Source organism: Subdoligranulum variabile (genome assembly GCF_025152575.1).
Classification (GTDB): Bacteria; Bacillota; Clostridia; order Oscillospirales; family Ruminococcaceae; genus Gemmiger; species Gemmiger variabilis.
The window spans coordinates 2,618,959-2,640,012 of sequence record NZ_CP102293.1; the positions used below are offsets into that span (position 1 = coordinate 2,618,959).

Sequence of the window (21,054 nt, forward strand, 5' to 3'; positions counted from 1 at the left end):
GAAGGGTGGTGAAATATTGGGCAGCATTTTAGAAAAGATCGAACAGGCTCTCAAGGATATGCTGATCGGATGGATCGAGAGCAACCTGACCAATATGTTCACCGATGTCAATGAGAAGGTAGGAACGATTGCCGCCGAGGTCGGACAAACCCCGTCCGGCTGGAACGGCGGCGTGTACCAGATGATCCGGGGACTATCCGAAAACGTGATAGTACCCATCGCTGGTATCATCATCACCTTCGTTTTGTGCTACGAACTGATCTCCATGATCACCGAGAAAAACAACCTTCACGACATGGACACATGGATGTTCTTCAAGTGGTTTTTCAAGGCGGCTGTGGCGATCTACCTCGTGACGCATACGTTTGACATCGTGATGGCAGTATTCGACATCGGGCAGAACGTGGTTTCTGGTGCAGCCGGAGTCATCCACGGCAACACCAGCATTGATATTGATTCGACGATTGCGCAGATGCGTACCGGCATGGAGAACATGGGTGTCGGAGAACTGCTCGGACTGTCGATAGAAACGCTCCTGATCAGCTTGTGCCTCAAAATCATGGCGATCCTCATTACGGTTATCCTCTACGGGCGCATGATTGAGATTTACTGCACCGTGAGCATCGCGCCTATTCCCATCGCAACCATGAGCAACCGCGAATGGGGCAGCATCGGCACGAACTATCTGAAAGGCTTGTTCGCTTTGGCATTTCAGGGCTTTCTCATCATGGTCTGCGTCGGCATCTATGCGGTGCTGATCAACGGCATGATTATTGCAGACAACATTCACTCGGCTCTGTTCTCTGTGGCGGCGTACACGGTCATTCTGTGTTTCTCGCTGTTCAAGACCGGAAGCCTCGCAAAATCCATTTTCCATGCGCACTAAGGAGGTCGGCAGCATGAAGAAGTACAGCATCATCTACGCCGATCCCCCTTGGGCGTATCGGACTTACTCCAAGAAGGGACAGGGACGGTCGGCAGAAAGCCATTATCCGACGATGTGCATTGAAGACATCAAGGCACTTCCGGTCGGTGAGCTTGCCGCCAAGGACTGCGCTCTGTCCCTCTGGATCACGTTCCCGTGCCTCTGTGAAGCACTCGAAGTGCTGACGGCATGGGGCTTTTCTTATAAGACCGTGGCTTTTGTATGGGTGAAGCAAAACCGCAAGAACGATGACCTCTTCACCGGCATGGGGTATTGGACAAGGGCAAACGCGGAAATCTGCATCCTTGCCACGAAGGGACATCCGAAGCGAGTTGACGCCGGTGTGCGTCAGGTCATCCTCAGCCACATCGAAGAGCATTCCAAAAAGCCGGATGAGGCGCGGGAACGCATTGTTCGGCTCATGGGAGACCTTCCCCGCGTAGAGCTTTTTGCCCGTCAGTCTCCCGAAGGCTGGGACGTTTGGGGCAACGAGGTCGAATGCACGGCACATCTTCCAATGGAGGAAACACCATGCTGCGGCTAAGACCTATCTCTCTTCGAGACGCCAACGAGTATGTCCGGAAGTATCACCGGCATCATAAGCCGGTTGCCGGTCACAAGTTTTCCATCGGCTGTGAAGCAGACGGTGAGCTGGTCGGTGTAATCATCGTCGGGCGTCCCGTCAGCCGGTATCTGGATGACGGCTTCACATTGGAGGTTACAAGGCTATGCACCAACGGGGCGAAGAACGCTTGCAGCTTTCTCTACGGCGCGGCGGCAAGAGCTGCTGCGGCTATGGGCTATAAGCGCATCATCACCTACACGCTGGAAAGCGAAAACGGTGCAAGCCTTCGTGCTTCCGGCTGGATCTGTCAAGGCAAAGCGGGTGGGCTTCGCTGGACAGGCAAGCGTCAGCCGAAGGAGGATCAATATCCCGCACAAATGAAGCTGCGCTATGAAAAGCAGCTTAGAAAGGAGGAAACAGTCAATGGCATTTGTTCCGGTCCCGAAGGATCTTAACCGCGTCAAAACGAAGGTCATGTTCAACCTGACCAAGCGGCAGCTCATTTGTTTTTCCATCGCTGCGGCAGTCGGTGTCCCGATTTTCTTTCTGGCGAAGGCACATCTCGACTTGTCTACGGCGGCAATGCTGATGGTGGTTATCATGCTCCCGTTTATCTTCTTCGCGCTTTACGAGAAGGACGGTCAGCCCGCCGAAAAGTATCTGTACCACATCGTACAGTCCATGTTCATCCGGGACAAGGTGCGTCCCTACCGCACGAACAATCTCTACGCTGAGATTCAGCAGAAAATCAAAGAACAGGAGGAATTGCAGCTTGAACAACAGCACAGCAAAGGCAAAGCCTAAGATGACCGTCAAAAACGGCGTCGTTTACGGCGATGCCCTTTCCGCTCAGGAAAAGAAGCGGATCGTCATGCAGAAGAAAAAGGACAGGAAGGCAAAGAAAGTCCGCAAGTCCGCCCAGCAGACCATCCCCTATGTGGAGATGTGCCGTGACGGTATCTGCAAGGTGAACAGCCGCCTCTACACGAAGTCCATCGCCTTTGAGGACATCAACTACCAGCTTGCGCAGAACGAGGACAAAACTGCCATCTTTGAGAACTGGTGCGACTTTCTGAACTACTTCGACAGTTCGATTTTCGTCCAGCTCTCCTTCATCAATCAGAAGGCAAGCCTCAATGAGTTCCGCAAGCGCATCAACATTCCGGCACGGGAGGACGCCTTCAACGACATCCGCTCCGAGTATTCCGGTATGCTGCAAAACCAGCTCACCAAGGGCAACAACGGACTGGTCAAGAAGAAGTACATCACCTTCGGCATTGAGGCAGACTCCCTCCGCACGGCAAAGCCGAAGCTCGAACGCATTGAAACCGACATTCTCAACAACTTCAAAACCCTCGGTGTGAGAACCGAGCCGCTGTCCGGCTACGAGCGGCTGAAAGTGCTTCATGATGTGTTCAACACGGATACCAATGAGCCGTTCCGCTTTTCCTTTGACATGGTAGCCCGGACGGGACTCAGCACGAAGGACTTCATCGCGCCCACTTCCTTTGATTTCCGTGAAGGCAAGTGCTTCAAGATGGGCAGAACCGTCGGCGCGGTGAGCTTTCTGCAAATCCTCGCTCCGGAACTCAATGACCGTATGCTTGCCGACTTCCTTGAGATGGACAGCAACATCACGGTCAATTTTCATATCCGGACGATTGACCAGGCGAAGGCAATCAAGAGCATCAAGTCGAAGATCACCGACCTCGACAAGATGAAGATTGAAGAGCAGAAAAAGGCGGTCCGCTCCGGCTACGATATGGACATCATCCCGTCCGATCTCGCCACCTTCGGCGGTGAGGCGAAGCGTCTGTTGCAGGATCTCCAGACCCGCAATGAGAGACTGTTCCTTGTGACTATCCTCATCATGAACACAGCAACCAGCCGCCAGAAGCTCGAAAATGCGGTGTTCCAGACCGCCGCCATTGCCCAAAAGTATAACTGTGCGCTCAAGCGTCTTGACTTCCAGCAGGAAGAGGGGCTGATGTCCTCTCTGCCTATCGGCGTTAATCAGGTGGAAATTGAACGCGGACTGACCACTTCCAGCACGGCGGTTTTCGTGCCGTTCACCACGCAGGAGCTTTTTCAGGGCGGCGAAGCTCTCTACTACGGGCTGAACGCGCTGTCCAACAACATGATCATGGTTGACCGCAAGCGGCTCAAGAACCCCAACGGGCTGATCTTGGGTACACCCGGTTCCGGTAAGTCCTTCTCCGCCAAGCGCGAAATGACGAACGCCTTCCTCATCACGGAGGATGACATCATCGTCTGTGACCCCGAAGCCGAGTATTTCCCCCTTGTGCAGAAGCTCGGTGGTCAGGTTATCCGCATTTCGCCGGTCAGCACGGATTACATCAATCCGCTGGACATCAACACGAACTACTCCGAAGAGGAAAACCCGCTGACGCTGAAATCCGACTTTATCCTCTCCATGTGTGAGCTGATTGTCGGCGGCAAGGACGGCTTGCAGCCGGTTGAGAAGACCATCATTGACCGCAGTGTCCGCATGGTTTATCAGGAGTTCCTTGCAGACCCCAAACCGGAGAAAATGCCGATCCTCGAAGACCTTTACAACATTCTGAGAAATCAGAAGGAGCCGGAGGCGCAGCGCATCGCAACCGCCCTTGAAATCTATGTTCACGGCTCTCTGAACGTCTTCAATCACAGAACGAATGTGGATGTCAACAACCGCTTCGTCTGCTATGACATCCGCGAACTCGGCAAGCAGCTCAAGAAGCTCGGTATGCTGATTGTGCAGGATCAGGTTTGGAACAGAGTTACAATCAACCGCGCCCAGCACAAGGCAACTCGCTACTACATGGACGAGTTCCATCTGCTCTTGAAGGAGGAACAGACCGCCGCATACAGCGTGGAAATCTGGAAGCGTTTCAGAAAATGGGGCGGCATCCCGACCGGAATTACGCAGAACGTCAAGGATCTTCTTGCGTCCCGTGAGGTGGAGAACATCTTTGAAAACTCGGATTTTGTCTACCTTCTGAATCAGGCATCCGGCGACCGGCAGATTCTCTCGAAGGCGCTGAACATCTCGCCCAGCCAGCAGAACTACATCACCAACTCCAACGCCGGTGAGGGACTGATCTTCTACGGCTCGACCATCGTTCCCTTCAAGGACGATTTCCCGAAGGACACCCAGCTCTACCGCATCATGACCACCCGCTTAGAAGAAACCGTACAGAACTAAGGAGGATTTTGAATATGAACAACACGATGATTACCATTCCCTACGCGGACGCTATCGAATACGGAGAGAACACCTCCGCGCTGTTTAAGGCTCTGTGGGAGCTGACCGATCTGATCCGACTGGAAAGCGACCTCAAGAAGCATCACCGCGCCTACCTCCATGTGAGGGAGGACATCGACGAAAAGGTCAAGGAGGCGCGTCAGATTATGACAAAGGTATCTGTGGATATGATCGGTTTCTACTTCAAGGTTGATGTTTCCGAAAGCAGCAACAGCGACGAGAATACCCCTTTCGCTGACGCGGCGGATGATGAAACCGTATCTATCCCCAAGGATGAGTATGAGCTGATGATCGACGATCTGCTCACCATGTCCGAAATCATTCAGTGCGTCGCAGATATGCGCACGCAGGATGTGAAGGCAATCCGCGAGTTCGGCAAGTTCGTCCCCGCCTTTGCTGCCTTTGAGAATAACCGCCTGAGCCTCTATCGTGAGGCGGCGAAGGAAGCCGAGGAAATCTTCGACCGTTGGGCAGACGAGATTGACGATCTCGACGAGGACTTCATTGAAGATGAGGACTACGAGCCGGACGAGTATTACTCCGACTGATACCCATTGAAATGTTGTCGGGTTTTACAGCCAACATTTCAGTGGAACACAAATCCAACAGAACAGGAGGTACATCACCATACAACTTGACATCATTCATACCGGCGATTGCCTTGAAATCCTGAAAACCCTGCCCGATGACAGCGTTCATTGCTGTGTGACGTCCCCTCCGTATTACGCGCTCCGCGATTACGGCATGGATGCTCAGATCGGCAGAGAGACAACGCCGAAGGAATATATCTCGCGCCTGACGGAAGTGTTTACCGAAGTCAGGCGCGTTTTGCGTTCAGATGGAACGCTCTGGCTGAACATTTCAGACACCTACGCCGGAAAGGGCAATCAGGGTGATTTCAATGACCCGAAGAACCCCAACGGCAGAAACGGTCAGGCTGTGGCTCTCAACAACAAGGTTGAGGGCTGCAAGCCCAAGGACATGATCGGCATTCCGTGGATGCTGGCTTTTGCCCTCCGCGATACCGGCTGGTATCTGCGCAACGACATCATCTGGATGAAGGATAACCCCATGCCGGAGAGTGTGAAAGACCGGTGCGCCCGCTGCTATGAGCATATTTTTCTGTTCTCCAAGTCGAAGAAGTATTTCTTTGACTACAAGGCGATCTCCGAGCCGATTGCCCCTGCAACGGCGGAACGCCTCAAGCGCGGCATGAAGGGCGGTAACAAGTACGGCAAGCCCGTTCCCGGTCAGCCTCAGCCGCAGTCCATCAACCGCCCCCGTGAGCATGGCGAGATCAAGGACGCAGACATCAATCCGCTTCGCAATAAGCGCGATGTCTGGAAGATCAACACCGTTCCCTTCAAGGGCGGTCATTACGCCGCCTACCCTCCGAAGCTGGTTGAGACCTGCCTTCTCGCCGGTTGTCCCGAAGGCGGCGTTGTGCTTGACCCATTCATGGGAAGCGGCACAACCGGCATGGTTGCCGCGCAGATGGGGCGTCATTTCGTCGGCATCGAGCTGAATCCGGCGTACACCGAGCTTGCCTACAAGCGGATCGGAGGTGAAATCTGATGTCCAAGGAACCGGAACTCAAAGCCCGCGACAAGGTAGTTCTGCGGATGACGCGAGACGGCGCGGTCGAGAAAAACCTGACGGCTGGCACCGAGCAGCGTGTGTCAAAGCGGCTGGAAGAAGCAGAGTTGGTGAAGTCCGCTGAGACAGTCGCGCCTTCCGAAGCTCTTTCTGCGGAGGAACAGAAAAAGGTGCAGATGCGCCGTCAGCATCGTCAGTTTCAGGCGGAACACGCCGAGGATAACGACACACAGCCGCCCTCGGAAACGTCCGTCACAGAAGAGAAAAGGGCAGAAAATCCACCCCAGAATGCACCTGAACCGCTGCCCTCGGAAACGCCGTTCAATCCCCCTGTTTTGGAGCAGCACGGCGTTTCTTCGCATACCGGCACGGTGATTGCCGAAACGGTTGTCACCCACAAGCTGCGCAAGACCTCTGCGGTTGAAGCCGTTGATGCAGATGCCGTTCTCACTCAAGCGGCGGAGACTGCCTCTGCAAAGCCGCTCTCGGACGATGCCGTCCCGCCCACGAAGCGGATGCAGAAGCTCGAAAGGAAGTCTGAGAAGGCACATGAGCGTCTGGATGCTGCCCGTGAAAAGCTGCCCACGCACAAGGTTCTCAAGAAAGAGCGTGTCTTTGATGAAGAGACCGGAAAGGGCAAAACCCGCCTTCATTTTGAGGATGAGCTGAAAAAGCCCAAGAGCAAAGGCAAGCTGCAATTTGAGGCAGATAAAACCGTCCGCAAGGTCGGTGACACCCTTGCTTCCGGCATTCACGGCAAAATCCATGAGGTCGAACAGGAAAACACGGCGGTTGAGGCGGCGCATAAAACGGAGATCGCCGCTGAGATTGCCGCTCGGCATTTCAGTCATCATCGGGAAAGCAGCGTCAACAAGCCCTACGAGAAGGTCTCCAAGCTGGAACACAAGGCGGATGCTGCTGATGCGAAGCTCCAATATGAGAGAAATCAGCAGGAGCATCCTGAGATGAAGAAGCAGAACATGAACAAGCACTACCAGAAGCAGAACATTAAGAAGGAATATGCCGCCGCTCGAAATGCCGGGTCTCAGACTGCCGGGACTGCCACAAAGAATACCGGCAAGAAGCTCGGTGAGAAGGCGTCCGAAAAGATCAAGGAGTTCTTTGAGAAGAACAAGAAGGTCTTTATCTGGATCGGCGTCGGAATTGCCCTTCTCGTTTTGCTCGGTGCCGGAATCAGCTCGTGTTCGATGCTTACTTCTACCGGCTCGACGGTTATCGCTTCCTCTTATCTCAGTGAGGATGACGCGATGCTGGGCGCGGAAGCGCAGTATTACCGGATGGAGCAAGAGCTGCAAAGCTATCTGGATAACTATGAAGGCACTCATGACTATGACGAATATCACTTCGATCTGGATGATATTGAGCATGACCCCTATGTGCTGATCTCCATTCTCTCGGCTCTCCATGAGGGCGAGTTCACACTGGACGAGGTGCAGGGTACGCTCCAAATGCTGTTTGAAAAGCAGTACATCCTCACCGAAGAGGTCATCGTCGAAACCAGATACCGCACGGAGACCGACACATGGACGGACGCAGACGGCAACACGCACACGGAAACCTACCGTGTCCCGTATGACTACTACATCTGCAACGTGAAGCTCGAAAACTTCAATCTCTCCCACGTCCCGGTCTACATCATGTCTCAGGAACAGCTTTCCATGTACGCGACGTATATGTCGGTGCTGGGCAACCGCGAGGATCTGTTCGGTGACTCTCCCTATGTGGACAAGTACATCACAAATCCTCCTGCCGACTACGATGTCAACCCGGAATACTTGAACGACGAGAAGTTTGCGACACTGATCACTGAGGCGGAAAAGTATCTCGGCTATCCGTATGTGTGGGGCGGCTCCAATCCCGACACATCCTTTGACTGCTCCGGCCTTGTCAGCTATGTTCTCACGAACAGCGGGCTTGTGAACACCGGGCGGCTGGGCGCACAGGGGCTTTACAACGTCTGTGCGCCGGTCTCAAAGGCGAATGCACAGCCCGGTGATCTCATCTTCTTTGTCGGGACGTATGACACCCCCGGCGTGTCTCACGTCGGCATCTACGTTGGTGATGGGGTCATGATCCACTGCGGCGATCCCATTCAGTACACATCCATCAACTCTTCCTATTGGCAGCAGCATTTCTACGCCTTCGGAAGACCCGCCTATTAAAAGAAAGGAGTTTTTCATGAATCCCAAGTATCAGAAAGTCCTCTCCGACATTGAGAAGGCTGAAAAGAAGAAGTCCGAAATCGAAGGTCAGCTCAAGGAGCTGTATGACAAGAAGACAGAGCTGGAAAACCTTGAAATCATCAATACTGTGCGCTCTATGGTTATGGAAAAGGATCAGATCATGGCGTTCCTGTCTTCCATGAAGGGCGGCACCAAGCCCGCCGGAAATACGGAGGTAATCGACAATGCGTAAGAAGTTTCGTTTTCTGACCGTCCTTGCGGTCTGCGTCATGGTTCTGTCCTGCTTCTCGGTGACGGCGTTTGCCTACGCCGATGATACCGAGCAGAACCTTCCCGTTACGGAGGCAACCCAGCCGGAACAGCAGCCTGAGACTACTCCCGCGCCGGAAAAGCCGAAGGGTGAGCCGATTGACGATGAGGGCAACGCCTACACCCGCGACTTGCTCTATGACAAGGCAACCAACAAGCAGTTCATCACTGTCCAAACGAAGAACGGCAACACCTTCTTCATTGTCATCGACTACGATGCGCCCATCAACGAGGATGAGGAACAGTATCAGACGTACTTTCTCAACATGGTCGATGAGAGCGATCTGCTTGCGCTGCTGGATGAAGACACTGCGGCTGCTCTGACTACCTGTAATTGCAAAGAGAAATGCGCTGCCGGTCAGGTCAACACCGACTGCCCGGTCTGCAAGACCAACATGAGCGAATGCACCGGCACAGCCCCCGTTACACCTGAGCCGGATAAGGATGCGGAAACCGATGCTCCCGCCCCTAAACCCGAAAAGAAATCCAACATCGGCATGATCCTCGTCATCTTCGTTCTTGCCGGTGCTGCGGGTGCAGCTTATTACTACATCAAGTTCGTCAAGGGCAGAAAGCCCAAGGATGAAGATATGGACTTCTTCGACGATGAAGGCTACGAGGAAGAGCCGTACATCAACGAGGATGATGAGCCGCAGATTGCGGAGGATGCTGAAACGGATGGTGATGAAGATTGATCTTAGTCATTGCTGAAAAGCCCAGCGTTGCCCAGTCCATCGCAAAGGTTCTGGGCGCAACGTCCCGAAAGGACGGCTATATGGAGGGCGGCAATTACATCGTTTCGTGGTGCTTCGGTCATCTGGTGGAGCTGGCAGACGCCAGCTCCTACGATGAGCGGTATGCCAAGTGGCGGTATGACGATCTGCCTATTGTTCCGGAAAACTGGATGTTTGAGGTCACGAAGGACAAAGCACAGCAGTTCAAGGTGCTGTCCGCTCTCATGAAGGACAAGCGCGTCACTGAGCTGGTCTGCGCAACCGATGCAGGACGCGAGGGTGAGCTGATCTTCCGGCTGGTCTACGACAAAGCCGGATGCGTCAAGCCCTTCAAGCGTCTGTGGATCAGCTCGTTGGAGGACTCCGCCATCCGCGAAGGCTTCAACCATCTCCGGGACGGCAAGGAATATGACCGCCTCTATGAAGCGGCACTCAGCCGCTCGAAGGCGGACTGGATTGTCGGCATCAACGGCACCCGCCTGTTCACCACGCTCTATCACAAGAAGCTGGTGGTCGGGCGCGTCCAGACGCCGACCCTTGCAATGCTGGTGGAGCGTGACGGGAAAATCTCCACGTTCCATAAGAAGAAGTATTTCAACGTCCACGTCGGCAAGGGCGATCTGACCGCCGATCTGGAAAAGGTCAAAACCGAAGAGGAAGCAAAGAAGATTGCGGCGGCTTGCGAGAAAAAGCAAGCCGTCGTTTCTTCTCTCAAGCGGGAGACGAAAACCGTCAACCCTCCGAAGCTCTATGATCTGACCACCTTGCAGCGCGAGGCAAACCGATATTACGGCTTCACCGCCCAGCAGACGCTCGATCTCGTACAAACACTCTACGAAAAGAAGCTCCTGACCTATCCGCGCACGGACAGCCAGTTCATTACGGACGATATGGAGGACACCGCCCGTCAGGTCATTTCTATTGTCTGCCGCCAGCTTCCGCTTTTCTCCGGTGTTTCGGTTACTCCGGACACTGCCCGCGTAACCGACAACAGCAAGGTCACAGATCACCATGCCATTCTCCCGACCGTCCAGCTTGAAAAGCAGGATGTTTCCGCACTCCCTCAGTCGGAGCAGAAAATTCTCAATCTTGTCGGGATGCGCCTTCTGTGTGCGACCGGCGAGAAGCACACCTACGCAGAAACGCAGATCTCGCTCTCCTGCGAGGGCTACGAGTTCAAAACCAAGGGCAAGACCGTCGTTCAAAACGGATGGAAAGCCATCGAAGAGCTGTTCAAGGCTTCCCTCAAGGCGAAGGAAAAAGACGATCCCGTGAAGTCCCTGCCCGAAGTCCATGAGGGCGATATGCTGGATGGTGTGTCTGCCAGCGTCACCGAACGCTTCACAACGCCTCCGAAGCAGTACACGGATGTGATATTTTGTGAGCGTAAGGAGTGGATAGGAATTGAAGAAAGGAGTTCAGCATGAGAAGAAAAAAAGATAAAAGCAATGGCATTACTGCTTTGTATGAAAGACTGTCTCGTGATGATGATAATGCTGGAGAGAGTAACAGTATAGTTCATCAAAAGCAAATGCTTGAAGATTATGCTATGAAACATGGTTTTACGAATCTTGTTCATTTTACCGATGATGGTTGGAGTGGAGCGACCTTTGACAGACCTTCATGGAACAGACTTGTTGAAGGTGTTAAAAACGGAGAAATCACTGCCTGTATCTGCAAAGATATGTCCAGAATCGGCAGAGATCATCTGCAAGTAGGTTTTTTCACTGACATTCTGTTTAGAGAAAAGGAAGTTCGATTTATAGCAATCAATAATGGTATTGACAGTGACCGTCAAGAAACCAGTGAGTTTGCCCCTTTTCTGAATATCATGAATGAGTGGTTTGTCAGGGACACAAGTAAGAAAATTAAAGCTGTACTGAAATCCAGAGGTTCTTCCGGCAACGCTCATACAAGTAATATTCCACCATACGGCTATTTGAAAGACCCCGAAAACCCCGACCATTGGATTATTGATGAAGAAGCTGCTGAAGTAGTCCGCAGAATTTATCGCATGACTATTGAGGGAAAAGGACCTTATCAGATAGCAAGAGAACTTTCAGAAGAAAAAATAGAAAGACCATCTTATTATCTTGGCAAAAAGGGACTTGGAAATCATGCAAGCAACTATGACAAAGAAAATCCGTATATGTGGCGAGGAAATCAGGTTACTACTCTGATTGCCCGACCAGAGTATATCGGAAAGACTGTCAATTTCAGGACATTCAAAAATTCCTATAAGGACAAAAAGACGAAAAGGGCAGATAAGGAAGATTGGGTGGTTTTTGATGATACACAAGAGCCTATTGTCGATGAAGAAACATGGCTGCTTGCTCAAAAGTTAAGACAGAATGTAAGAAAAGCAGCTCCTATGGGCGAGCCTAATGTTCTGACCGGAAAGATTTACTGTGCTGATTGTGGTGCGCCGATGTATAATCACAGGCAGCGGAAAGGGCGAGAAAGAATATACTATACTGCCAAAGGCGAAAAAAGGACAAGTCATTCCAATCCGGCAGATTGTTATGAATGTTCCACATATAATCTGGGTTGTCAGAGATATGACCGGCATTGTACTTGCCACCATATTTCAACAAAAGCACTTAAAAGCATCATTCTGAAAACCATACAGGAGACTTGCCATTATGTTTCTTTGAATGAGCGGGAGTTTGTTTATTCTCTGCAAGAAGAATCGGCGATGAAAGATATTGCTGTTTCTGAAACTGTAAAAAACCGCATTGAAAGAAATCAGAAGCGAGTTCACGAACTGGATATGCTTATCAGGAAAATCTATGAAGATAATGTAATTGGAAGATTGCCGGACAGGCTTTTTCAGAGTATGCTTACTGATTATGAAAATGAGCAGAACGAGCTAAACAAGATTATTGAGACTGACACCGCTGATATGCAACGAATTATAGGCGGTCAAAATAATGTGGAGCGTTTTTTAAAGCTGGTTAAAAAGTATGAGAACATTACAGAGCTTACTCCTGTCATGATAAATGAATTTATAGATAAAATACTGGTTCACGAGCCACAGGGAAAAGGTGCAGACCGCACCACAGAGGTGGAGATATATCTTAACTATGTCGGGCAATTTCAAGTACCTGTGGAGCAGCATGAACCAACAGAGGAAGAAAGGATTGCTGCTGAAAAAGAAGCAGATCGACTTCGCAGAAAACGAGAATCCAATCGTAAGTATATGAAAAAGATTCGTGAGAAATCAAAAAAATTTGCGGAGCATGAGCGTATAGCAGAAGAAAAAAGTTCTGATAGCAAGCTGTGTGCTGAACAGAACGCCACAAGCAAATCAAATCGGCAAAAAGTGAAAGGAGAAAAAATAGCATGACAGAATTGAAACCACGAATCCATGATGAAAGCAACGGTCTGGACTATGTTCTTGTGGGCGATTACTATGTGCCGGACTTGAAGCTGCCGGAGGAACACCGCCCTATCGGTATGTGGGGCAGACTGCACAGGACATATTTGGAGCAATACCGCCCTGCAAGGTTCTCTGCCCTCTGTTTATCCGGCGAACTGCATACTTACCTTGCTGACCTGAACAAACAGGCAACGGAAAGGTGCAGCCTTATCATTGAGCAGATGAAACAAGCCGAGGGTGTGACCGAAACCATGAAAGCAGACAATCAGATGTTGTGGGTACAGTCCATGAACTCTATTCGTAACCGAGCCGAAGAAATCATCAGACAGGAAATGATTTACTGCTGATTTTATCAAGTCCAAAACCAACAAATTTATATCGTAAACGAAGCGACAGGTATTTCCTTATGAAGTGTCTGTCGCTTTTCATTTATCAAATTTTAAGGAGGAAAACACAATGAAGATGAACCGGAATGAAATGGAAACCCTTTATGCCTTTGGCTGTCCGAACCTGAAAGCAACTGTCGAGCGTTTGCGTATGGTGGCTGCCCTTGCACCCGATCCAGCGGCGAAGAAGCTGTTTTATATGCTTTCTGTCAAGCTGAGTGCTGAGGGTGTTGAAAGGTGGTATCGCTGCTTTTACTGCAAGCTGCGTGTGTTGAAAAACCATAGGGAGGGCTGCTATGGAGAGACTGACGAAGATTGAGAAAGAAACAATCGTTCTCTTTAATGAGGGCGAGGACAAGGCAAATATCTACACCCACAACGCCGGATTGAAAAAGAGGTTGGCTGCTTTTGCTAAGAAGTACCCTGACCTTTGCCGACTGGAAAAATCCAATGTTCAAGGCGGTGTTTCTTATGAGCTGGCAAAGTCCCGTCTGTCTATCCGTTTCCTGCCGCCTTACAGTGAGGAACGCAGACAGAAAGCCAGTGAATATGCGAAAAAGCATGGGCTGAACAGTCAGCAGGGATAATGTGATAATCAGGGCTGATATGCGGTTAAAATGTCAGGTACAGACCTGATGTTTTGACCGTTGCCTATCGCCTGTGAGGAAAGTATCGGGGACTATGGATTTTGCAGAAATGTGCGTTACAAGGCTTGAACAGGAACTCTGCACACAAAATTTTTTCTTCCATTCTTTAAGTTGATGAAGTATAATAAAATATGAAAAATTGAGGTTTTTAATGCTCGATTTCAAACAATCATTTTTATATATCTGGGACTATGGAGGGCAAAATGAATGATTTTTTACGAATGTGTTTTAATATAATTACACAAATAGGTCCCTATTTAGTTGTACTTCTTCTTTTGAAATATCTTGTAAATCTTCAACAAAAGAGAGCTAAAGAACGAGAGGAAGAACAGAAAAAGGGAATAATTAGAACGCATTATACAATAAAAACAGAGAAATTCCTTGTCGTGGCATTTATCGTAGGTACAATATTTTTTGCTTGTTGTACGGCTATGAGTCTTAGGGAAAAAGAAGATATGTTTGTCATTTGTATATTTGGAATATTTTTTTTAGTAGGCATAAGCGGAATAGTCAATATGGTAATGTGGAAACTGGAAGTGAACGGAGATGAAATCACATGGCGGTCAACTTTTGGAAAAAAGAGAACTTTTCGTTTTGGGGATATTACCTACTGCGAGAGAAAAAAAGGTTCTGTGCGTGTATATGTAAATGGGGAAAAGCTATTTACCATTGATAGTAATATCGATAAAGAAGAATTTATGGAAGATATAGAGAGAAGAAGAATCCCTGTAAAATCTTACTGGACAAATCAGCATAAGAAGAATCGTAAATGACATAGATTTTATAACAGTACGATGTTAGACAACTGAATATGACCGTCAAAGTCGGATGAAGAAACCGATGTATTGAGCGTAAAGCGATCATGCGTCGGTTTTTCTTATTTCATGAGCTGACAGAATTCCGACTGTATATCGCCTGTGAGGAAAGTATCGGAGACTATGGATTTTGCGGAAATGTGCGTTATAGGTAAGTAAAAAACTACTTGATAGAGCGTGAATTGAATTGTTCATATCGGTATGATATAATTTACTGAAATGAAGCAAGAAGGTGGACTTTTGTATGAAAAAATTTTTGAAAATATTGCTAATCATTGTAGGAATAGTTTTTTTGATTTTTGCAGCGCTGATATGTATTGGACTGTTTGTTGATTATGATGACCATATTGAAAATGGTCGTTATACTTATGTTCCGGAAGATGACAATAAAGACAATGCATATGTCGAATTCAATTTGAGTGATTACGATAAAAAGGATTCTGAACTCATATATTATAGTTCTGTCGAAGAAGCTATTTTGAATTCTCCTTTGAATGCTGAAAATGAAGAATTTTCTGTTCCAGAAGATTTTCTTAATCATGTTGATGAAATATTGCATATATGGAATGGCAAACAGTATGATACTATTTTCTATCGGGCAGGAAGTGATAACGATCCCGTTCAAGGTTTTGTGATTGCACGCTGCAAAAAAAAGATAGAAAATGAAAGTACACAATATGCGTTTGTAAATGCTACACCAGCTACCACTACACCAGATACCACTTATGGGGGAGACTTCAAAAAATTTATCCATTTATCTTTAACAATAAGTGATATTCAACAAGACTTAAATCCAAATTATCCGGATACCAGATTCGTTTTTGGCTATGCACATGATAAAGAAATTTACTCATTAGAAGTAGAAGGTCAAAAGCCAGATGGGATTATAGAATATGAAGAATATGGTAGAACGATGTATATGTGGTATTATAACGATTTGAAAAGCAATAAAAGAGGCGATTGTCTGAGCTACTCAGTAGATGTGCCAGAGTAATTTTTCAAATTGGCTAATCTGCCACAACTGAATATGACCGTCAAGGTCAGATGAAGAAACCGATGTATTGAGCGTAAAGCGATCATGCGTCGGTTTTTCTTTTTGCAAAATAGTCCGGTGGACTGTTTTGTAAAACCGAAGGAACTGACAGAGCTTGGGACGGGGCGAAGTCAGTTTGTTCGGGCGGGAGTACAGAGGGTGCAACCCTTTGTGCATGGGTACAGGGAATGCAATATCCCTGTGCAGGTCAAGGGCGGCAGCCTTGCCCAGTTAAGTGGCGTTTCGCCACTTAGTACTGGGTATTACTTGACGCAGAAAGCCGCAAGGAATCAGCTTCGCTGCCCTTCTCCCCTGTCGGGGAAATCAAAAAGAAGGAGGAACTCATGTGAAATTAACAAGGCACAATGGACGAGCCGGAAAGAATGGCGTTTATAATCCGAAGCACAATGACCGCAGTTTTGACATTGCCAACAGCGAACACATTGACGAAGAACGAGCCAAACAAAATCTCTATTGGGACTGTTACAATGGCTTCCGCAATTTCAAAAATCCCGAAAAGGAAAATGAGCTGTCTGCCACTTTTGAAGATGTGGAACAGCTTTTTTATCGTCAGCGGTATCGTGATTTTGTGACCGGACAGAACGAAAGAAATGTGAAGAACCGACACCCTGAAAGAAATAAGGAAACCGGAGATTTGCTCAAAAGCAAAAAGACCTGCCCAGAGGAAACGGTCTATCAGATTGGAACGCTTGATAATCATGTTCCACCAGAACTGCTCATTGAGATCGTCACAGAATTTATGGAAATCGTAAATGAGCGTTTCGGCTCTCATGTCCATATCCTGAATTGGGCACTGCACTTGGATGAAAGCACCCCTCATATTCACGAGCGTCATGTGTTCGACTGTGAAAATCAATATGGGGAGATTGCCCCACAACAGGAAAAGGCTTTGGAAGCACTGGGGTTTGAACTGCCAGAACCGGAGAAGCCTGTCGGAAGAAAAAATAACCGCAAGATGACTTTCGATTCAGCCTGCCGAGTGCTGTTGTTTGATGTGGCGAAAAAGCATGGCTTACAACTGGAAGAAGAACCGGAATATGGTGGTCGTGCTTATCTGGAAAAACAGGACTATATTCTTTTCAAGCAAAAGGAGCAACTGGCAGCACAGGAGCAAAAGTTGGAAGAACTCACGATGAAGATTGAAGATGTGGAAGCTCTGGTGGACGAGGTTGCCGATATTGCCTATGACAAGGCGGTTGAGGTCGTTGCTGATACTGTAAAACTGGAAACGCACAAGGAGGATATTAAGCTGGTGGAGCAGTCTAAAGCGTGGGTTCTCTCCCCTGAGCGTAAGGCTTCAAAGAAAGAAGTTGAGTATGCAGTGAAACGATTGGATGGCGTGATTGCCAGAATCACAAACGCTATGAAATCAACCATTCAGAAAATCCAAACCACGCTGATGAAACCGGAGGTCAAAAAAGCCGGAACGGAGCAAATCAAGAAGAAAGCCAAAAATTCTATTATAGAGCAGTTGAGCCGCAAAAAGAAAGAAATTGCAGAGCGTGAAGTCAGCCGGACGGATCAGGCAAAAAGCAAAAAACAGGATATGGAACTCTAAAGCACTTGCTGTTTTCACTTTGAAAATGACAGGTGCTTTTGCTTTAGGGAGTAAGAAAATATCTTCCATTCTTTAGGTTGATGAAGTATAATGATAGTAAGAAATTTTTTGTAATGACCTTAATCCAATAAGTGATTTTGCAATTATTCAGTAAAGGATGTAATTATATGAAAAAAGTATTGTTGCTTTCCAGTGTGATTATTATACTCGGTTTAACAGGCTGCTCTAACAAATATTTCAATGACTGGTTTAGCTCTGAACAAAATGAAACGGATAAGATGTGTCAACAAATTATCGAGGCATGTAAGCAACAGGATTCAGAGAAACTCAAATCTCTATTTTCCGAAGAAAGCAAAAAGAACATTGAGAATTTAGACACTGAAATCTCTGCTTTTTTCGATTATATTGAGGGCAGTATCCAAAGTTTTGAGGGCGATTGTGCATCATCAAGTGAAAGCAACTATGGTAAAAGGAAAACGGAATTGGATGGTATGTATCTCATATTGACAGAGAAGGAACGGTATTGTATGAATTTTTATATGTATAGTGAGGATGATGAAAATGCTCAAAATGTGGGGATATATAAAATTGAAATTGCATTGGAGAGCGAAGTGGCTGAGGATAATTTTATATGGGATAATCCCCCAAACGGTATTTTTGTTGGAGGACAAAATTGATTTTTGTTATGAGAGAACATTAAAGTATAAATTTCGGATGGTATAAGAAAAACTGACTACAATTAAATCTTCACAGCTTTACTAAGCAGGAAATCTGAAAAGTTCTCCTGCTTTTTTGCACTCAAAATAGAATGTGGAACTCTAAGACACTTGCTGTCTTCGTTTTGAAAATGACAGGTGCTTTTGCTTTGGGAGGCAAGAAAAAATCTTCCATTCTTTAGGTTGATGAAGTATAATGTAAGCAACAAACTTGAAGTTTAAGGGGATGATATTATGGATTTTGCTATATTTAGATTGTTTATAAGAGTTTCATTATTTGTTATAGCGTTAATTGCTTGCATTATCTATCTAATTAAAAAAAGAAAACTTATCTATTCGATATTTTTTGATAAAGAAGCGATAAAAAAAGAATATACTGGAAAAAATGATATAATATTTCTTCGATTGGCTAATACCATTCTTGTTATAGTAGCTATTCTTTTAATCTTATATTTGAAAGATTTTGTTTTAGATATGCCTTACATCATAAACAAACAGTATAGTTATGCAGAAGGATATGTAACTGAACAATCTCATGGTGGTGCAGATATATCTTCTGAAAGAAGAAGTATTTTTCTATATGATAAAGTTAAAGATGATGAAATCGAAATCACAGTATTTTCAAGGTATATTGATAAAAATACTTATTTAAAGGTACAATATCTTCCGCATACGAAATATGGTGCTATTGTAGAAATTAAATAATTCATTCTAAAAAGAAAATTTCCAGTTTGTATAACTGGCAACCCAACCACAATTAAATCTTCACAGCTTTGCTAAGCAGGAAATCTGAAAAGGTCTCCTGCTTTTTTGCACCTAAAATTAAATATGGAACTCTAAGGCACTTGCTGTTTTCGTTTTGAAAATGACAGGTGCTTTTTTCGTTTCAGGAAAGGAGTCACATGAATGTATTTGAAGTTGTAAAAGAAAATGTTACTGCCCGACAAGCCGCAGAAGCCTATGGCTTGAAAGTGGGTCGCACAGGTATGGCGTGCTGTCCGTTTCACTCAGATAAGTCCCCCAGTATGAAGCTGGATGAACGCTATTACTGTTTTGGCTGCGGAGCAACCGGAGACGCTGTTGATCTCACAGCGAAGCTATTCGGTATCGGGCTGAGGGAAGCTGCTGTCAAACTTGCTGAAGATTTTGGTCTTAACTATGACAGCCGACAAAAGCCCAGTGTCCGCCCTCGTATTCGTGAGCCGACACCGGAACAGAAGTATCAAAAAGGAGAAAATCATTGCTACAAGGTGCTGACGGATTATTTTCATCTTCTTAGAGAATGGGAAAAGAAATACGCTCCTAAACAGCCGGATGAGGAATGGAATCCCCTGTTTGCAGAAGCACTGCATAAGAAGAACTATATCGAATATCTGCTTGATATTCTTCTGTATGGTTCATTGGAGGAACGAAAAGCACTTGTGGCAGAACAGAGAAAGGAGGTGTTAAAACTTGAACAGCGAATTGCAGAACTGTCAGCAGACAGAACCATGCACAGTAGAAGAAATCCGAAACAGCTTAGAGCAGAGCGAGAAAGGTAAGGTTTATAATACTGCCGCAAATTATAAGCGTGTTCTGCAATATGATCCACTTTTGAAAGGGGCTATCCGAAAAAATCTTCTGACCGAAAGAATCGACATTGTGAAGCCCCTCGGTTGGTATCGTGACAGCCCGACATTGACGGATGTGGATGTGAAATATCTGCTCCTATATTTTGAAGAAAACTATGGATTGACCGTAGAGAAGAAAATCATAGACGCAGTTGCGGTTATTGCCAACGAAAACCGTTACCACCCTGTCTGTGATTTTCTTAATGCCCTGCAATGGGACGGAACAGAACGCATACGCTTCTGTCTGCACCGCTTTCTCGGTTCTGATACAGATGATTACACCTATGAAGCATTGAAGTTGTTTCTGTTGGGTGCTATCTCACGAGCCTTTAAGCCGGGGTGCAAATTTGAGGTTATGCTCTGTCTTGTGGGCGGTCAGGGAGCTGGAAAGTCCTCTTTCTTCCGTTTGCTTGCGGTCAATGATGACTGGTTCTCTGATGACTTGAAAAAGCTGGATGATGAAAATGTGTACCGCAAAATGCAGGGGCATTGGATTATTGAAATGTCGGAAATGATTGCAACCGCTAACGCTAAGAGCATTGAAGAAATCAAGTCCTTTCTGAGCCGCCAAAAGGAAACCTATAAGATACCGTATGAAACACATCCGGCAGACAGAAAACGACAATGTGTGTTTGGAGGTTCTTCTAATACCCTTGACTTTCTTCCCCTTGACCGAACAGGCAACCGCCGCTTCGTTCCGGTTATGGTCTATCCTGAAAGGGCTGAGGTTCATATTTTGGCGGATGAACAGGCTTCCAGAGAGTATATCAATCAGATGTGGGCAGAAGCTATGGAGATTTACAGAAGCGGCAATTTCCGTCTGAGATTCAGTCCGGCTATGAACGATTATCTGAAAGCCCACCAAAAGGATTTTATGCCGGAGGACACAAAGGCAGGACAGATTTTAGACTATCTGGAACGCTATTCCGGCAGCATAGTCTGCTCTAAGCAGCTTTACAAGGAAGCACTGGGGCATGATTATGACGAACCGAAACAATGGGAACTGCGAGAGATCAATGACATTATGAATAACGCTGTCACAGGCTGGATGGCGTTCAGCAATCCGAGATATTTTCCAGAGCCTTACCGCAGACAAAAGGGCTGGGAGCGTATCAGGAACGACAACGAGCCTGACAACAGCATGGATGGTTTTCAGGAAATCCCGACAGAGGAAATGGAACAGTTAGGACTTCCGGAGGAATGGTTGAAGCAAAAATAAAAGCCCGTTGTCGCTTCGGTTGTCGAGCCGGTTGTCGGTCTGGTTGTCGGGCAAAAATCCCGAAAGCCTTGA

General features: G+C 47.4%; 22 protein-coding genes. All 22 read left to right on the top strand.

Annotation, left to right across the window (positions count from 1 at the left end):
- Positions 1 to 16: 16 nt before the first annotated feature.
- The 22 genes from NQ490_RS12305 to NQ490_RS12410 all read left to right on the top strand — a co-directional run bounded on the left by NQ490_RS12305 (position 17) and on the right by NQ490_RS12410 (position 20,982).
- Positions 17 to 886 carry a VirB6/TrbL-like conjugal transfer protein, CD1112 family gene (locus NQ490_RS12305; RefSeq protein WP_007046101.1) on the top strand — a complete coding sequence of 290 codons (870 nt, stop codon included), beginning with the start codon at positions 17 to 19 and terminating at the stop codon, positions 884 to 886.
- Positions 876 to 1,469, top strand: a complete 594-nt coding sequence (locus NQ490_RS12310) for an MT-A70 family methyltransferase (RefSeq protein WP_007046102.1) — start codon at positions 876 to 878, stop codon at positions 1,467 to 1,469. Before NQ490_RS12305 ends, NQ490_RS12310 begins: the two co-directional genes overlap by 11 nt.
- The gene (locus NQ490_RS12315; RefSeq protein WP_007046103.1) at positions 1,457 to 1,945 is read left to right on the top strand and encodes an XF1762 family protein; all 489 of its coding nucleotides are present in this window, start codon (positions 1,457 to 1,459) and stop codon (positions 1,943 to 1,945) included. The genes NQ490_RS12310 and NQ490_RS12315 overlap by 13 nt, the downstream gene beginning before the upstream one ends.
- Positions 1,914 to 2,294 carry a PrgI family protein gene (locus tag NQ490_RS12320; protein ID WP_005934790.1) on the top strand — a complete coding sequence of 127 codons (381 nt, stop codon included), beginning with the start codon at positions 1,914 to 1,916 and terminating at the stop codon, positions 2,292 to 2,294. The genes NQ490_RS12315 and NQ490_RS12320 overlap by 32 nt, the downstream gene beginning before the upstream one ends.
- A gap of 1 nt (position 2,295) precedes the next feature.
- A complete protein-coding gene (locus NQ490_RS12325; protein ID WP_007046105.1) occupies positions 2,296 to 4,695 on the top strand; it encodes a VirB4-like conjugal transfer ATPase, CD1110 family in 2,400 nt (799 codons plus the stop codon).
- Between the two features lie 14 nt (positions 4,696 to 4,709).
- Positions 4,710 to 5,303, top strand: a complete 594-nt coding sequence (locus NQ490_RS12330) for a hypothetical protein (RefSeq protein WP_007046106.1) — start codon at positions 4,710 to 4,712, stop codon at positions 5,301 to 5,303.
- Between the two features lie 196 nt (positions 5,304 to 5,499).
- On the top strand, positions 5,500 to 6,330 hold the full coding sequence (locus NQ490_RS12335) for a DNA-methyltransferase (protein WP_007046107.1): 831 nt from the start codon (positions 5,500 to 5,502) through the stop codon (positions 6,328 to 6,330).
- Entirely contained in the window at positions 6,330 to 8,534 is a 2,205-nt protein-coding gene (locus tag NQ490_RS12340) for a C40 family peptidase (RefSeq protein ID WP_007046108.1), read from the top strand. Before NQ490_RS12335 ends, NQ490_RS12340 begins: the two co-directional genes overlap by 1 nt.
- Positions 8,535 to 8,550: 16 nt before the next feature.
- Positions 8,551 to 8,787: a DUF4315 family protein gene (locus NQ490_RS12345; RefSeq protein WP_007046109.1), complete on the top strand. Its 237-nt coding sequence runs from the start codon at positions 8,551 to 8,553 to the stop codon at positions 8,785 to 8,787.
- The gene (locus NQ490_RS12350; RefSeq protein WP_007046110.1) at positions 8,780 to 9,559 is read left to right on the top strand and encodes a DUF4366 domain-containing protein; all 780 of its coding nucleotides are present in this window, start codon (positions 8,780 to 8,782) and stop codon (positions 9,557 to 9,559) included. Before NQ490_RS12345 ends, NQ490_RS12350 begins: the two co-directional genes overlap by 8 nt.
- The gene (locus NQ490_RS12355; RefSeq protein WP_007046111.1) at positions 9,556 to 11,025 is read left to right on the top strand and encodes a DNA topoisomerase; all 1,470 of its coding nucleotides are present in this window, start codon (positions 9,556 to 9,558) and stop codon (positions 11,023 to 11,025) included. Before NQ490_RS12350 ends, NQ490_RS12355 begins: the two co-directional genes overlap by 4 nt.
- Positions 11,022 to 12,944: a recombinase family protein gene (locus NQ490_RS12360; RefSeq protein WP_007046112.1), complete on the top strand. Its 1,923-nt coding sequence runs from the start codon at positions 11,022 to 11,024 to the stop codon at positions 12,942 to 12,944. The genes NQ490_RS12355 and NQ490_RS12360 overlap by 4 nt, the downstream gene beginning before the upstream one ends.
- Complete coding sequence (locus NQ490_RS12365; protein ID WP_007046113.1) at positions 12,941 to 13,324, top strand: TnpV protein; 384 nt, start codon at positions 12,941 to 12,943, stop codon at positions 13,322 to 13,324. Before NQ490_RS12360 ends, NQ490_RS12365 begins: the two co-directional genes overlap by 4 nt.
- Before the next feature lie 109 nt (positions 13,325 to 13,433).
- Positions 13,434 to 13,682, top strand: coding sequence for a hypothetical protein (locus NQ490_RS12370; protein WP_007046114.1), 249 nt, complete (start codon positions 13,434 to 13,436; stop codon positions 13,680 to 13,682).
- The gene (locus NQ490_RS12375) at positions 13,660 to 13,950 is read left to right on the top strand and encodes a hypothetical protein (RefSeq protein WP_007046115.1); all 291 of its coding nucleotides are present in this window, start codon (positions 13,660 to 13,662) and stop codon (positions 13,948 to 13,950) included. Before NQ490_RS12370 ends, NQ490_RS12375 begins: the two co-directional genes overlap by 23 nt.
- A gap of 263 nt (positions 13,951 to 14,213) precedes the next feature.
- Positions 14,214 to 14,783, top strand: coding sequence for a DUF6560 family protein (locus tag NQ490_RS12380; protein ID WP_320415296.1), 570 nt, complete (start codon positions 14,214 to 14,216; stop codon positions 14,781 to 14,783).
- 286 nt (positions 14,784 to 15,069) lie between these two features.
- Positions 15,070 to 15,819 (top strand): hypothetical protein, encoded by a 750-nt coding sequence (locus tag NQ490_RS12385; protein WP_008371563.1) that lies wholly within the window; start codon positions 15,070 to 15,072, stop codon positions 15,817 to 15,819.
- Between the two features lie 385 nt (positions 15,820 to 16,204).
- Complete coding sequence (locus tag NQ490_RS12390) at positions 16,205 to 17,437, top strand: hypothetical protein (RefSeq protein ID WP_009255108.1); 1,233 nt, start codon at positions 16,205 to 16,207, stop codon at positions 17,435 to 17,437.
- Positions 17,438 to 17,604: 167 nt separating this feature from the next.
- The gene (locus NQ490_RS12395; protein ID WP_006573538.1) at positions 17,605 to 18,114 is read left to right on the top strand and encodes a DUF5104 domain-containing protein; all 510 of its coding nucleotides are present in this window, start codon (positions 17,605 to 17,607) and stop codon (positions 18,112 to 18,114) included.
- A 273-nt stretch (positions 18,115 to 18,387) separates the two neighbouring features.
- Positions 18,388 to 18,858 (top strand): hypothetical protein, encoded by a 471-nt coding sequence (locus NQ490_RS12400; RefSeq protein ID WP_003864560.1) that lies wholly within the window; start codon positions 18,388 to 18,390, stop codon positions 18,856 to 18,858.
- A 197-nt stretch (positions 18,859 to 19,055) separates the two neighbouring features.
- The gene (locus tag NQ490_RS12405; protein WP_003864559.1) at positions 19,056 to 19,694 is read left to right on the top strand and encodes a CHC2 zinc finger domain-containing protein; all 639 of its coding nucleotides are present in this window, start codon (positions 19,056 to 19,058) and stop codon (positions 19,692 to 19,694) included.
- The gene (locus NQ490_RS12410; RefSeq protein WP_040647276.1) at positions 19,618 to 20,982 is read left to right on the top strand and encodes a VapE domain-containing protein; all 1,365 of its coding nucleotides are present in this window, start codon (positions 19,618 to 19,620) and stop codon (positions 20,980 to 20,982) included. The genes NQ490_RS12405 and NQ490_RS12410 overlap by 77 nt, the downstream gene beginning before the upstream one ends.
- Positions 20,983 to 21,054: the final 72 nt, after the last annotated feature.